The sequence below is a fragment of the Helicobacter saguini genome, assembly GCF_000762875.2.
GTDB classification, from domain to species: Bacteria; Campylobacterota; Campylobacteria; order Campylobacterales; family Helicobacteraceae; genus Helicobacter_A; species Helicobacter_A saguini.
This window is the reverse complement of record NZ_JRMP02000001.1, coordinates 222,719-237,927: the sequence shown is the minus strand read 5'-3', so window position 1 is coordinate 237,927 and position 15,209 is coordinate 222,719. Positions and strand designations below refer to the sequence as shown.

Annotated in this window: 10 protein-coding genes and 1 tRNA gene; 4 read left to right on the top strand and 7 right to left on the bottom strand. The window is 36.8% G+C overall.

The window, feature by feature from the left end; translation table 11 throughout:
* Positions 1-79 precede the first annotated feature (79 nt).
* Positions 80-1,087: a hypothetical protein gene (locus tag LS64_RS01025; protein WP_034569327.1), complete on the bottom strand. Its 1,008-nt coding sequence runs from the start codon at positions 1,085-1,087 to the stop codon at positions 80-82.
* 392 nt (positions 1,088-1,479) lie between these two features.
* Between LS64_RS01025 and LS64_RS01020 the strand changes: the two genes are divergently transcribed.
* Positions 1,480-1,812 (top strand): DUF485 domain-containing protein, encoded by a 333-nt coding sequence (locus LS64_RS01020; protein ID WP_034569383.1) that lies wholly within the window; start codon positions 1,480-1,482, stop codon positions 1,810-1,812.
* 263 nt (positions 1,813-2,075) lie between these two features.
* Here the strand turns inward: LS64_RS01020 and LS64_RS01015 are convergent, their stop codons facing one another.
* On the bottom strand, positions 2,076-4,004 hold the full coding sequence (locus tag LS64_RS01015; protein ID WP_034569385.1) for a hypothetical protein: 1,929 nt from the start codon (positions 4,002-4,004) through the stop codon (positions 2,076-2,078).
* Between the two features lie 421 nt (positions 4,005-4,425).
* On the opposite strand from LS64_RS01015, the gene LS64_RS01010 reads away from it, so the two are divergent.
* Positions 4,426-6,252: a cation acetate symporter gene (locus LS64_RS01010; protein WP_237416207.1), complete on the top strand. Its 1,827-nt coding sequence runs from the start codon at positions 4,426-4,428 to the stop codon at positions 6,250-6,252.
* An 81-nt stretch (positions 6,253-6,333) separates the two neighbouring features.
* Here the strand turns inward: LS64_RS01010 and LS64_RS01005 are convergent, their stop codons facing one another.
* Positions 6,334-7,869, bottom strand: coding sequence for a 2-isopropylmalate synthase (locus LS64_RS01005; protein WP_034570798.1), 1,536 nt, complete (start codon positions 7,867-7,869; stop codon positions 6,334-6,336).
* 205 nt (positions 7,870-8,074) lie between these two features.
* Here LS64_RS01005 and LS64_RS01000 point away from each other — a divergent pair.
* Positions 8,075-8,150: transfer RNA gene (locus tag LS64_RS01000), tRNA-Glu, on the top strand.
* A gap of 171 nt (positions 8,151-8,321) precedes the next feature.
* Here the strand turns inward: LS64_RS01000 and LS64_RS00995 are convergent.
* Positions 8,322-8,972: an outer membrane beta-barrel protein gene (locus tag LS64_RS00995; protein ID WP_034570801.1), complete on the bottom strand. Its 651-nt coding sequence runs from the start codon at positions 8,970-8,972 to the stop codon at positions 8,322-8,324.
* 289 nt (positions 8,973-9,261) lie between these two features.
* Here LS64_RS00995 and lon point away from each other — a divergent pair, with 289 nt between their 5' ends.
* The gene (lon, locus tag LS64_RS00990) at positions 9,262-12,090 is read left to right on the top strand and encodes an endopeptidase La (protein ID WP_034570803.1); all 2,829 of its coding nucleotides are present in this window, start codon (positions 9,262-9,264) and stop codon (positions 12,088-12,090) included.
* 204 nt (positions 12,091-12,294) lie between these two features.
* Here lon and LS64_RS00985 read toward each other — a convergent pair whose 3' ends face one another.
* From LS64_RS00985 to mnmA, 3 genes are all read right to left on the bottom strand, one after another.
* A complete protein-coding gene (locus tag LS64_RS00985) occupies positions 12,295-12,945 on the bottom strand; it encodes an outer membrane beta-barrel protein (protein ID WP_034570806.1) in 651 nt (216 codons plus the stop codon).
* A 339-nt stretch (positions 12,946-13,284) separates the two neighbouring features.
* Positions 13,285-13,761 carry a hypothetical protein gene (locus LS64_RS00980; RefSeq protein WP_034570810.1) on the bottom strand — a complete coding sequence of 159 codons (477 nt, stop codon included), beginning with the start codon at positions 13,759-13,761 and terminating at the stop codon, positions 13,285-13,287.
* A gap of 58 nt (positions 13,762-13,819) precedes the next feature.
* Positions 13,820-14,866 carry a tRNA 2-thiouridine(34) synthase MnmA gene (mnmA, locus tag LS64_RS00975; RefSeq protein WP_034570813.1) on the bottom strand — a complete coding sequence of 349 codons (1,047 nt, stop codon included), beginning with the start codon at positions 14,864-14,866 and terminating at the stop codon, positions 13,820-13,822.
* Positions 14,867-15,209: the final 343 nt, after the last annotated feature.

The window sequence follows — 15,209 nt, the reverse complement described above, 5'->3', positions numbered from 1 at the left end:
CTCTAAGTCAAGACGTTTTGATAAAAATTTATAAAATCTAGATTCTATAAATCATCCTAACGCCTTTTTTAAATAGAATCTATCTTAATCTTTCCCACTCTCCATTTTCATAATACACACTTTTGTCAAATGGAAAGTATATTTTTTCTTGTTGCTCAAAGTAATATCCGCTGCCTTCATTGCCAAAGATTCCATACCGCACAAACTCATATATAAAATACACATTAATATTTATTATTTCAATCTCTCCATTTTCTTTTATCAAATAATATCCGCCAACCTTAGTTGCAAAATCCCGCACAAAATAGCCCAAAGCCTTATCTATAATCTTGCCTTTTGCATCCATTTCTTTAGCATATAAGGGCAGCTCATAGTTTGAGTGTCGCTTTAGCGTTTTTTCATCGCGATAGACCCACACATCGCTATATTTTTTGCCTTCAATCTCTTGTGGCAGGGCAGAATCTGTGTCTTTATACTGCGGATTTCGCTTTGCAATTTCTTTATTTACATAGTTTTCTAGTGCTTCACCATAAAAAATATGTATAAATTGAAAGGCTAATTCAATATCATCTAACATCGGTGAATCTTGCTCATTTAGCACATCATCCATTTGTTGCAAGGCGACTTTTATACCGACTTTTTTGGCGTATTGCGCGGCAGGTTCGGCGTAGTCGTATATGTAGTCAGGCGTTTCGTATTCTTTTATTAGCTCATTTAGGTAGATTTCGCGCACTTTGCTCCATTCTAGCCACTCTTTATCGCTAAATCGCGCCTTTCTTTTTTCCACATAATCATCACCGCCCTTTTCTTCCCAGCTATCGTAGTATTGTATGTGTTTTTGCAGGCTTTCTTTTTGCTCTTGCAGCATTTGTGTTTTAAGGGCGTTTTGCTGCGTGTAGTCGTGCCTTTGTTTTTCTTTTTCTAGGATTTTGGCGTAGTATTTTTCATTGAAAATGTAGTTGCCCTGATATATTTTTGCTAACGCAGCCTGTGTATAAAACTTAGGGTCAATCCACAAAAATGAGCAGCCACCAACCATAAATAATACCCACGCACAAAGCAATGCTAAGAATATTTTTCGCTTCATTTTGTCTTTTCTTTTATGTAGTTTTAGAATCTTATTATAATGTTTTTTTTCTAAAAGGGGGTTAGAATCTAGATTCTATATTCTTTTTAAAATAGGGCTGTGGGCGAGTATCTTTATAATGAGCGATAGGATAAAATTTAGAATCTAGATTCTATATTTTCTTAGAATCTTATTTTAGATTCTATATTTTTAACCTAACGCCGCTTATCATCCTGTTTTTTAAAAACATAGATTTTTACAAAAAGTTACATTTTTTGTGGTTTTTGTAAGAAATTGTAATTAAATATCAATTTTGTGTGCGAAATGGTAATAATTTTGTTACATTAAATAAAGGTTTTGATTTAGCCTTAATATTTTATGTAACTTTTCGTTACTTTTATAAAGGAGTTTTTATGCACGCGACACCGACAAAAGAGCAGGTTAAGGCTAGATTCTATAAATTCGTTTCGTTTCGTAACAAGTTTTGCTTATGGCTTTCCATCATTATTTTTGTGGCTTATTATGGATTTATCGCTGGGATTGGCTTTTTCCCGCAGGTTTTGGGTCTTAGGCTTGGCGATAGCGCGATAAGCCTTGGCATTCTTATGGGCGTCTCAATTATTGCGTTATGTATCGTTAGCACGGGCGTTTATACGCTTTTTGCGAATAAATATTTTGACAAAGAGCAGGGCGAAATCTTAGAAGAAATGGAAGATTTAAAAATGATAGAAGAGATGCAAAAATAAAAAAGCATTGAATTTCAGGTGATTTTATAGAAGTTAGATTCTATAAATATTTTTCTACCTTAAGGGTGGCAAGGGCGAGAATAGATAAAAAGAAAAATATTGTTAATTTAGATTCTATAAAGTGATGGGGCTTTAGGTTTTAAATATTTTTAGAATCCTATCGCCCATCCACCGCCCTGTTAAAAAAGTGAATAGAATTTAGATTCTATATTTTGCTTCGCAAATTGCTTAGTCGCCCACCCACCACCCTTTATTCTAAAAACCTAACGTAATTTTGAATTGCTTGTCATATTGAATCTTATAGCAAAAGTAGATTCTATGACAAGGTTTAGAATCTGCTCCATTAAATATGCGTCTTTTTCGTGTGGATTTAGCCTGTATGGGTCGCCAAAGCTATCAAAGATTATCTTATGGAATTTTTTAGGCTCTATGCAGCTTTCAAGTAGCATTAATATTATATTGTCATCAAGGTTGTATTTATCGCGCTTTTCTTTATTAAAATGCGTTAGATAGCGGATAAAAAAATGCCTATATTCATGCGCTAAAATCATAAACATTTCATGTGAAGAACACATATTAGAACAAATCCTTGAAATGTATATCGCATTTATATCACCATAATATGTCCCACCGATATTTTTATTCAAGTCTGCAATTTCTATGCTTGGCTGAAAGGCATAAATCTCAAAAATATCATTTAAAGATTCTATAAATTCTCTCATTAATTTTAGTTTAGAATCTTCGCTAACTTGCGGCTTAAATGTAATGCTAAAAGGCGTAAGATATTTATTCATATACAAATTTACAATTTTATTTACAAAATCATATTGTAAAGATTCTAAATATATATTTCCATGTTCTTTTACATTTTCGCCAAATTTGCTCTTTATATCACGCAAAAAATCCTTATTAAAAGTGTCAAAAATGTGATAAATATAGCCTATTTTGCCTGTTAGCTGAGGGTAGATTCTAAGGGTATTAAAATCATTATTTAGCACAAATCTACATAATACTATAAACCACACTGCTTCGTGCAAGTTTTCAATATTATCATATTCATTAAATATTTTAATTTCGTCATTCATATTAGATAGCTTTGTAATGGTGCTATGCGTTGGGATGCTGGTTTTTAATGTAGGCTTTGATGTTTGGGGTTTAACATTCTTGCTAAAAGAGTTATAAATGGACTTTTGGGGGTTAGAATCTTGCGTGTTTTTAGAATCTATTTGATTTTCTTTTATACCTAGATAAAAGCTCGTGTCAATCACTATGTATTTATCATTTATATTTGGCATATTTTGCGATTTATTAAAGGCGAAAACGATGGTGTAGGTTTTTTCTTTATTAGATTCTATGTTAGATTCAGTGTTTTCTTTAGAATCTTGCTTAGATTCTATATCATTTATTTCTAGCTCGATATAAGTGCCGGGCGCAAAAGGGTATTTAAGTGGGAAATTTATAGAATCTGGATTTATTTCAATGGGGCGGTTGGTAGGCGTTTGGATTCTATCAAAAGTAGGGCGGTGGATAGGAGTTTGGTTTTTAGAATCTGTTTTCTCACTAATAGGGTGGTGAGCGGCGTTTTGGTTTTTAGATTCTATAGAATCTGTTTTATCTATTCTCACCCTACCAGCCCTTAAGGAATTAGATTCTATAGATTCTGTGTTTTTTATAGAATCTTTCGTGGTGTTTTTTATAGAATCTAAATCATAGCAAACTAGATTATCAAGCTCCTTTAAAGGCAAGTGAAAGCCGATTTTATCAAACATATTATTTTTTACAAAAAAGTTACTTTTATCACTCAAATTTTTATAAATCACTTTATTATTTATAGCACGTTTTTTTAGAGTCTGCGTAATAGAATCTAGGGCAGATTCTATAAGTTTATGGCTTAGATGTTGCGTTGTCTTAAAGGCGATATACGCCCATTTTATTTGCGAATTAGATTCTATAGATTTAGATTCTATTTTTTGGCTTATGGTTTCTTTGGAATGTTGCTTAGATTCTATGTTGTTTTTAGAATCTTGTTTATTTTCTTGCTTAGATTCTATATTGTCTTTAAAATCTTGCTTAGATTCTAAAATATATTTTATCTTAAGTGGCTCTTTTATAGCGACAGGTTCGCCATTTTCAAGCTCCCAAAGGATAGATTCTATAAATCTTATACCCTTTATATCCATCATTTTTTCCATTGCAAAATCCATTAAATTTATTGCAAAAGTATAATGCTTTTTTCTAAATCTTTGATAGAATCTAGATTCTATCTTTTTTAAAATAGCGTGGTATGTGGGCGACTAGGCTTTTGCAAAGCAAAATATAGAATCTAAAATAAGATTCTAAGAAAATATAGAATCTATCCTATCGCCCACTCGCAACCTACTAGAAATATACTTATTCTCTCCAGCCTTTTTTATGAGTAAAAATCATACAACGTCATATTTTTAAAAACATAGATTTTTACAAAAAGTTACATTTTTTATTAGTTTTGTAAGAATTTATAATTAATTGTCAATTTTGTGTGCGAAATGGTAATATTTTTGTTACATTAAATAAAGGTTTTGATTTAGCCTTAATATTTTATGTAACTTTTTGTTACATTTCAAAGGAGTTTTTATGCACACGAGAGCGACAAAAAAGCAGGTTAAGGCTAGATTCTATAAAAAAGATTCTATAAAAATACAGAATCTAGATTCTAAGATTTTGCAAGATTCTAACAAATCCATAGAATCTAAAAGCACAAAAGATTCTAAAGGAATCATAGAATCTAAAACGCAAGATTCTAAAATAAAACTATTCACCGCTGTCCTAGCAATACTAAGCACATCACAACTAGCAATAGCAGCAGGGCTTGACCTAGAAAACGTGCAACAAGCGCCCATAAACTACACCGCCATTGCTATGTTTATGTTTTTCGTCCTTGCGACTTTGGGCATCACTTGGTATTCAGGCAAAAAATCAACGACCGCGCAAGGCTTCTACACCGCCGGGGGCAACATCACAGGTATGCAAAATGGCATTGCAATCGCTGGGGATTTTATGAGTGCGGCAAGCTTCCTTGGCATTGTAGGGCTAGTCTTTGTCAATGGCTTTGATGGGCTAATTTACTCTATCGGCTTTTTAGTTGGGTGGCCTATCGTTTTGTTTCTAATCGCTGAAAAGTTTCGCAATTTAGGCAAATACACATTCGCTGACATCATCGCCTATCGTTTAGAATCTAAGAAAGTGCGGACTATCTCGGCAATTTCGGCGTTGTGCGTTATCACATTTTATCTAATCGCGCAAATGGTCGGCGCTGGCGGGCTAATTCAAGTTTTGTTTGGTTTGCCCTACGACACCGCCGTTATCATCGTTGGAATCTTAATGATTTGCTATGTCACATTCGGCGGAATGCACGCGACCACTTGGGTGCAAATCATCAAGGCGTGTTTGTTACTTGCCGGGGCTAGTTTTATGGCGATTATGATTTTGTATTTGAGCGGCTTTGACCTTGCGTATTACTTTGGTCGCGCGATAGAAAATCACGCAAAAGGCGATGCGATAATGTCGCCCGGGACATTCTTGCCAGACCCTATATCAGCGATTTCGCTAGGACTAGCGTTGATGTTTGGCACGGCAGGATTGCCACATGTTTTAATGCGATTTTTCACGGTCAAAAACGCAAAAGAAGCCAGAAAGTCCGTATTTTACGCCACAGGGCTAATCGGCTATTTTTACATTTTAACATTTGTCATAGGCTTTGGGGCAATCGCATTTTTGCTTGGCAATCCGGAATTTTTAGACGCGAATGGTAACTTTAATGTAATGCCAAATATGGAAGCGATAGCCTTATCCAAAGTCTTGGGCGGAAATTTGCTCTATGGCTTTATGTCGGCAGTGGCATTTGCTACGATTTTAGCGGTCGTGGCAGGCTTGGCAATCTCTGGGGCTAGTGCGATAAGCCATGATTTATTTGTCAATGTGTGTAAAGATGGCGTGTGTGACGCTAAGTTAGAAATGCGAGTGACAAAGGGCGCGACTATTGCTCTAGGCGTGCTGGCAATCATTTTAGGCATTTTATTTAAAGGGCAGAATGTGGCTTTTACCGTTGGCTTGGCATTTGCAATCGCTGCTAGTGTGAATTTTCCTATAATTTTAATGTGCATTTACTGGAAAAATCTTACTACAAATGGCGTGTTATACGGCGGTTTAATCGGCTTAGTATCTGTAATGGTTTTGGTTTTATTAAGCCCTAGCGTTTGGGTAGATGTGCTAGGCTTTGAATCGGCTATTTTCCCATATAAGCACCCTGCGATATTTAGTATGCCTTTGTGCTTTTTTGCGATATATATTATTTCAAAGCTAGATTCTAGCAATCGCGCTAAAATTGATAAAAAAGGCTTTAACGCACAAGATTTCCGCGCCCAAAGCGGCATCGGCATTAGCGACGCCATCGCCCATTAAGATGGTTTAGATTCTAAATAATTATTTTTATCTTAGATATTTTTATAAAATCTAGGATTCCAAAACTAGAGTTTATAGAATCTACCCCAAAAATTTCTCCATTCTAAGATAGCTATTTAGTGCGTTGATATAAGCCTTTGCAGTGGCTAGAAGCGTGTCTAAATCCTTGCCATGACCGATTACAGCACGCGAGTCATTAAAGCTAACTTTTAGCACGACATTTGCCATCGCATCTTTCCCACGACTAACCGACTCGACCTTATAATCAAGCAGCCGCCCGCTAATCTCACACACACGCTCAATCGCTTTTAGTATGCTATCCACCGAGCCATTGCCTATAGCGCAATCACTCCGCACTTCGCCATCACGCGCCACGCTTAACGCGGCGACATTTAGCCCATTGCTAGTGCTACTACACTGACAGCTAATAAGCGAAAAAACTTGCGGCACGCTCGCATTAGATTCAGTAATTAACGCCAAAATATCCTCGTCATACACGACCTTTTTGCTATCACATAGAATCTTAAATCGCTCAAAAACGTTATCAAGCGTGTTAGAATCTAGCTCATAACCAAGTGAAGTAATCTTATCGCGAAACGCCGCACGTCCGCTATGTTTGCCAAGGACAAGATTCTCATTATTGACTAATCCTATATCGCTAGGCTGCATAATCTCATAAGTCTCGCGATGCTTTAAGATTCCATCTTGATGGATACCGCTCTCATGGCTAAAGGCGTTTTTACCCACAATCGCCTTATTTGGCTGCGGGCGAATGCCTGTGACTTCGGCGACTAGCTTACTTGCCTTGTAAATCTCACGCGTGTTAATCTTAGAATCTAGCCCGCCATATTTGTCAAAAACATCCTTTCGCGTTTTTAGAATCATTACGACTTCTTCTAACGCACAATTGCCCGCGCGCTCGCCCAAGCCATTGATTGTGCATTCTACCTGTCGTGCGCCATTTATCACACCATAAATCGAGTTTGCCACCGCCAAGCCTAAATCGTTGTGACAATGCACGGAAATTACCGCTTTATCCTTGATAAAATCGCTTAGCTCTTTAATTATTTCGCCTATTTCATGCGGCAAACGATAGCCAACGGTATCAGGCATATTTAGCGTTTTTGCGCCCGCTTCAATCGCGGCGTGGGCTACTTCTTTTAGAAATGAAATCTCGCTACGACAGGCATCCTCACAGCTAAATTGAATATCATCAAAAAACTCTCTAGCTCTTTGAATACTTTGCTGGGCAAGTTCCAGCACTTGCGTAGGAGTTTTTTTTAATTTATACTCCATGTGAATGGGCGAAGTGGCTAGAAATAAATGCAGCCGCTTTTTGTGGGCGTCTTTTAAGGCGTTGTGCGCTGCCAAAATATCGCTCTCAACGCAACGCGAAAGCGAACAAATACTAGAATTGCGAACATTTTTTGCGATTTCTTTAATGGACTCAAAATCGCCCTTGCTACTTGCGGCAAACCCTGCTTCAATCACATCGACATTTAGGCGTTCAAGTTGCAAAGCCACCGCGATTTTTTCCTCGATATTCATTGAAGCACCCGGACTTTGCTCCCCATCACGCAGGGTCGTATCAAATATTGTTATGGTGTTTTTGGTCATTTTGTGTTCTCCTAAAATATTATAAATTATAGAATCTAAGAATCTTACAAAAATAATTAGGATTTTGGGAATATTTATAGGGGGTTTGTTGAATATTTTTTATATATTGTTTTGGTTAATTTCATAAAATAGTGATAGAATTATGGTTTTTGAATATAGATTTCAAATCTAGATTCTACAAAATTTAATTCCCATTCTATCACAAGACCCTTTCATCTAGAGGCCAAGGATACCGCCCTTTCACGGCGGAAACGGAAGTTCAAATCTTTCAAGGGTCGCCATCACGTTGTTAATTTACTATTTAAACGATACTTACAAGATTGATAAATACAAGCTTCAAATGAATTCTAAAGAATTATCACAACAAAAGAAGTTTACAAAAGCCCCCTCCATAGGTTAAAAGGAGACTTAAAGTAATGAAAAATGAAAAGGAAACAATAAATGGGTAAATACTATAGTTTAATAGTATAAGTAGCGTGTCCTAGTACAACTGCACTAACAGCATTGTCTCTAACAGAACCTCTAGCAAAGAAACCAAATCCAGCTTTTACACCAAATTCAATTTGATGTCTGTCATTAATAGATGTTCTAAGACCAGCATTTACAGCCAAAGACGCACCAGCACTCATAGCAGGTGCGGATGCTGCCCAAGTAAAGTTACCCACAGGTATAGTAAATATAGCACCACCACCAAATCCTACATAGAATCCAGCATCAACGCCCATAGTACTCCAGTTGTATAGATAATCAGCATTTAAATCCAATAACATGTTTAATCTATGAGACACAGGGTTTTCAGGGGTAGTACTTGCAGAATCAGGATACTGAGCGTAACCTAAAAAGTCAGATACATAAAATCTAAATCCATTAGCTTCATCAACAAACATTTGATAACCAAGTCTAGCACCTAAAAATACAGCAGTATTAGAAGTCCCAACAGAGTTAGCACCAGCCAAACCACCAGTACCACCAGCACCAACACCAGCCACATTAAGTGCAGCACCACCACCTAGACCTAGACCTAGAATAAATCCACTTGACTCTGCATAAGCACTACCACTTAAAGCACCAGCCAAAGCAACACTAAACAAAAACTTTTTCATACGAAATCTCCTAAAATTCAAAATACAAAATCATAAAAATGATATTGAGTGAATTTTAACATCTTTTTTTTTTTCTTTGTCAAGTGTTTTTAAGCATTTTTATATTTTTTTTGTGATTTCTATAGATTTTTCTAGCTTAATAGTCAATGTTTAGAATCTAATTTCTCATAATTGATAGATAATAATAAAATAATTTTACAATTCTATGTAGCCACGATTTATTCTAAACATTATATAGTTATAATATCATTTTTAAAATTTCTACATTCACGTTCCAAAAAGGACTCCTATGCAAAAAGAAAAGCAGCTTAAGTTACCCGTGATAGTCGAGGATGAAATGTTTGTATTTCCATTCATTATCACGCCGATATTTATTAGTGATAAGGCGAATATGGCGGCAGTGGCGAATGCCAAAGAGGGCGATGAGGTCTTTGTCGTGTGTGCGAAAAATAACGCGGCAAAGGATGATATGCCCTTTTATGATGTCGGCGTGGTAGGCAAGGTTATGCGGCATGTAAGCCTGCCTGATGGGCGTATCAAAATCCTGTTTCAAGGCATTTCTAAGGGTCGCATAAATGAGATTCTAAACCTTGAGCCACTAGAGGCTAGTGTGAATATTATCACATATAAAGAATCTAATCCTAGAGCCTTGCAAGCCCTGCTAGCCGTCTTTTTAGAAAAGGTAAATGCCTTAGCGCACCTTAGCCAAAATATCTCAAGCGAACTACTAAATAATATCGAAGGCACGGATAATCCAAATAAGGCGATTGACTTAATCACCCCAGCACTCCGCCTAAAAAAAGAGCAAAGCTACAAGCTTTTTAGCAGCGATGATACTGAAGAGCGTCTAATGCTAGCCACACAAATGGTGCTAGAAGAAATTGAAACGCAAAAGCTCCAAAAAGATATAAAATCAAAAGTGCATACAAAAATGGACCAAATTAATAGAGAATTTTTCCTAAAAGAGCAGCTAAAACAAATCCAAAAAGAGCTAGGAATCGACAAACAGCGAGATGAGGAAATCACGCAATACTACGCAAAGCTAGAAGAGCTAAAGCCCGGAATGAGCGAAGATGCCTACAAAGAAATAAAAAAGCAAATCGACCGACTTTCGCGTTCGCACCCTGATAGCTCGGATGCAAATATGGTGCAAAACTATGTGGAATGGGTGCTTGAGATTCCATTTACTAGCATTTCGCATAAAGCCTTGTCAATTAAAAATGTGGCAAGCCAGCTAAATAGCGACCATTATAGCCTAGAAGAACCTAAAGAGCGGATAATTGAATACTTTGGTGTAAAGGAATTATTAGCAAAACGACTAAAAGAAGATTCTAAAAAGGACACGAAAAAAGATTCTAAAAAAAGTGCGAATGAAGATGCGAAGTTGATTGAGCTAAATAAAAAACTTGCAAGTATTCGTAGTAAAAAGGGCTTAGAATCTCCTTTGCCAGAATCTAGCGAAAAGGTAGAAGATTCTAAAGAAATAGCGATAAATGATAAGCATAAGGGGACAATTCTTTGCTTTTATGGACCGCCGGGCGTGGGTAAAACAAGTCTTGCAAATAGTATCGCTTTGGCACTAAATCGACCGCTTGTGCGTATCGCTTTGGGCGGGTTAGAAGATGTAAATGAATTGCGTGGGCATCGGCGCACTTACTTAGGTAGTATGCCCGGACGCATCGTGCAGGGCTTAATAGATTCTAAAAAGATGAATCCTGTGATGGTTTTAGATGAGATTGACAAAATCACGCGGGGCGTTCGCGGTGACCCGACTTCTGTGTTGCTAGAGATTTTAGACCCAGAGCAAAATGTTAGTTTCCGCGATTATTATACAAATTTTAGCATTGATTTATCACAAGTGGTTTTTATCGCCACTGCGAATGATATATCTATGATACCAGCGCCCTTGCGTGATAGGATGGAGTTTATCGAGATTTCTAGCTACACGCCACAAGAAAAGTATGAAATCGCTAAGAAATATCTAATACCGCAGGAGGCAAAAAATCATGGCTTACGTGATAATGAGGTAAAAATTAGCAAAGAGGCAATCGAGCTAATGATACATAATTATACACGCGAGGCGGGTGTGCGAAATTTGCGTAGGAAAATAGCGCAGATTATGAGAAAATGCGCGGTGGAGATTCTAAGTGATTCTACATCTAAGGTTAGTTCCCCCACCCTTGCGGGGAAAAACCATTCTGTTCCCCCCACCCTTGCGGGGGTGGCTAGGGGGGGGGTAAAATCCACCACCAAAACCAAAAAAGATTCTAAAGATTCTATAGAATCTAAACCCATAAACATAACCGCAAAAGACTTACCAAAATATTTGAAAAAAATCGTATTTGAAATCGACAAGGCAGATAGAGAGCCGCGAAAAGGCGTGGTAAATGGCTTGGCTTGGACGGCGGTAGGTGGCGATGTGCTGAAAGTTGAGGCGATAAGTTTGCTTGGCAAGGGCAATTTGAAACTTACAGGACAGCTAGGCGATGTGATGAAAGAGTCGGCATATATCGCATATTCGGTGGTAAAAAATCGCCTTGATAATGAGCTATTATCGTCATTGCGAGACTTTTCTCAAGAAAAGGCAAAGCAATCCACAAAAGATTCTAAAAATATAGAATCTAAAACCACAAAAGCCAACCACTCTTCCCCCACCCTTGCGGGGGACGCCACATTTAATTCCCCCACCCTTGCGGGGGGGGTAAAATCCACCACCAAAACCAAAAAAGATTCTAAAGATTCAGAATCTAAAGACGACTTCAAAAGCCCAACCGAAAAGCTAGACATCCACTTGCACGTCCCAGAGGGTGCTACGCCTAAAGATGGACCGAGTGCTGGTATCACAATGGCGTGTGCTATCGCTTCAATCCTTTTTGATAAGCAAGTGAAACAAGACGTGGCAATGACAGGCGAGCTAAATCTTAGTGGTGAAGTATTGCCCATCGGCGGCTTAAAAGAAAAGCTAATCGCAGCCTACAAAGCCGAAATCAAACGCGCCCTAATCCCACTAAAAAACTACAAACGCGACCTAGATGACATCCCAGATGAAGTAAAAAAACACTTACAAATAATCCCAGTAAAAACCATAGACGAAGTCTTTTCAAACGTCCTAATATAGAATCTAGATTCTATAAACTCACACAAAAAAGGCAGTTGTGAGCATTTGAGTAAAAAATTATAGAATCTAAAATGTAAATATTTTTATTTCCTAATCTATTCCACCATGCCACTCTTAAGGTTTTAAAAACAATTTACAGAATCTAGATTCTATAAATTTATGTTTTTAGAATCTTATAGAATCTAAAAACAGATTCTATAATCTTTAGAATCTATAAACATATCTAAGATTTAGAGCGAAAAGTTCGCGTGTAAATCGTTGTTGGAATACTTCGCCATCCATATAATTTTCATAAGTTTTAGATTCAATAAATGGAATCTTCCCAAAGATTTCTACCACGTGATTATCCAAGCTCCAACGCACACCGATATTTGCCGCCATATCAAAGCCCCAATTTCTACCATTATTACTAGCAATGCCAACCCAGCTACCGCTAAAATACACGCCCATTGCCTGAAAGCCGCCAAAGATTCCAAGATTTCCACCGCCGACATTCATAAAATTCCAAATCACATCCGCGCCACCGCCAAACTGCATAATACTCGCATAGCCCATAAGCGTGTAATTCGCATACAAACGCAGACCCAAATAATCCATAAACCACAGCTCATAACCGCCCAAGATTCCGTAATTTGCATACGTGTAATTATATGAGTTTTCCGCACTTACCCTAACTTGATTTACCGTATCAAATCCCCAGCCAACATGTCGTATCCTAAACCACGAACTCCCAGCCTGCACGCCAAAAAATGCACGAGATTTTTCCTCTACTACCTCCGCATTTACCACATTAAGAATGCTACAAAAAGCCACAACACTGCCTATTCCTAAAAGTTTCAGTTTATTAAAAACCATATTTTTCCTTTTCAAAATAAAATAAGAAAAGGCAGGATACAAAAAAAAAAAAACAGATAGTAAATGAAAAGTAAATTTCTTAAATTTTTTGAGAAAAATTTATTTTTGGACTTTTTATCGATAATTTTTGCAAGATTATAGAATCTAAATCACATTCTTACTTACAATAAAACTCCTTGACTTTTTGGTGTTAAACTTGCTAAGATTCCGTTTGCCTTTGATTAGAATGAGATTTAAAATAATTTAAGTCGAGTCAGGGGTAGGCTCTCTGTGGTAGGCACTTTTAAAGTTAGCGGGTCGCTAAAGCGATAGGTGCTACCGAAGCTAACGACATTCTAATCACTCTATATATACTAATTCGTGATTCATTATATTTTTTACTTTTGTATTTGAACTCTCATAAGTCGTTCTATATTCTAACTTTCCATTACTATCAATGCTAATGCTAATCACATCTTTAAACTCATTATTTATAACAAAAGGCTTGTAAAAATATAGCGTTCCTTGCGTATCTTTTGTAACAAAGGCTGGTTTATCTAAAATTAGATTCAATACTCCTGTTAAATCTTGTCTATTTTCTTTGCCATTACCAAATTTCCCATTTTTTGCAAAATGTCCGTAAGCATAAGGGATATAAATTTGCACTTGCCCCACTTTTGTTTGATAAATTATTTTATTTTTATTAATTTGTTTAATGCAATTTGGACTATTTAATAGCGAATTTCTAAAATCATTAAACTTTTTAGGCTTTGGTAATTCTTGCAAATCCTTAAACTTAGAATAATCAATGTTTCCATTAGAAACTTTATTTAGCAAATTTGTAACCTTTTATAGAATCTAGATTCTATAATCCCAGAATCTGTTTTTATAGAATCTACCCCACAATCACCCCGCCGCCAAGCACCACGTCTCCTTGATACACAACCAAAGCCTGACCCTTAGCCACGCCAAAAACAGGCTCATCTAACGAAGCGATAATCTTATCATCCACGATGTCGATTTTTGCATCCGTTGGCGTGCTGCGATAGCGCACTTTTGCCTTAAATTTCCCGCCATTAAAACTCTGCGGAAGCGACTTATTTATCGCACTCACCTTGAAAGTCTTTAGCTCATCTTTTTTGCCGACCACGATTTCATTAGAATCTGGATTAATTTTCAGCACGAAATGCGGCTCATGCGCACCCTTCACGCTAAAGCCACGCCGCTTGCCGATTGTGTATTGCATATAGCCCTTATGCTCGCCCACGATATTGCCCGCGCTGTCGCGCACCACGCCCTTTTGCTCGACATTCGTGTATTTTCTCAAAATGTCGATATAATCAGTCTCAACAAAGCATATTTCTTGCGACTCTTTATAAGATTCCAAACTGCCTAGCACGGGCAGTGCGGCAAACGCAAGGGGTTTCACATCTTCTTTTAACATATCACCAAGCGGGAAAATAAGCCGATTTATCGCATCCTGTGAGATAGCATACAAAAAGTAACTCTGGTCTTTTGTCTTATCACGCGCCTCTTGAATGCGTTTTATGCCATCCACTTCCACAATTCGCGCATAATGCCCCGTTGCGATAAACTCGCAGCCCTGCTCTTTTGCGATATTTAGCGCAAGTCCAAACTTCATAAGCGGATTGCAAATCGCACACGGATTAGGCGTCTCGCCGCGTTTGTAAGATTCTATAAACTCGTCATACACGACTTTTTTAAACTCGCTTTTTGCATCCACGACCTTAAATTCGATACCCAAAAATGCGCTAACTTTCTCACAATTTCGAATGAAAACTTCGTGCTTTTTCTCCTTATCGTGCAGTTTCAAATACATTCCTAAAACTTCATATCCTTGCTGTTGCAATAAATACGCAGAATACGAACTATCCACGCCGCCACTCATTAATAATGCAACTTTTTTCTTATTTTGTTTCATATTTCATAACCTTTAATCAAACTAAAATTACATTTAAAAGTAACATTATAACAAAAAAATTTATAGAATCTTAAAAATATTTAACGCAAATTTAGAAAATTAGTGTAGAATAATAGATTCTAAAATTAAGCGAAAAATTATTATTATTTAAAAAGTATTTTTATAGAATCTTCTAAGGGGTGGTCAAGTGATAAAAAATAATATTTTATAGAATTTGTGTTGTGTTGGGCGGATTAAATACCTTTAAAATTTAAAGTAGATTTGAAATCTTTAAATAAATTTAAGCAAGGTTTAGAATCTTTAGAATTTAAATAGCTTTAGAATCTTTAAATAAAAAGCAAGA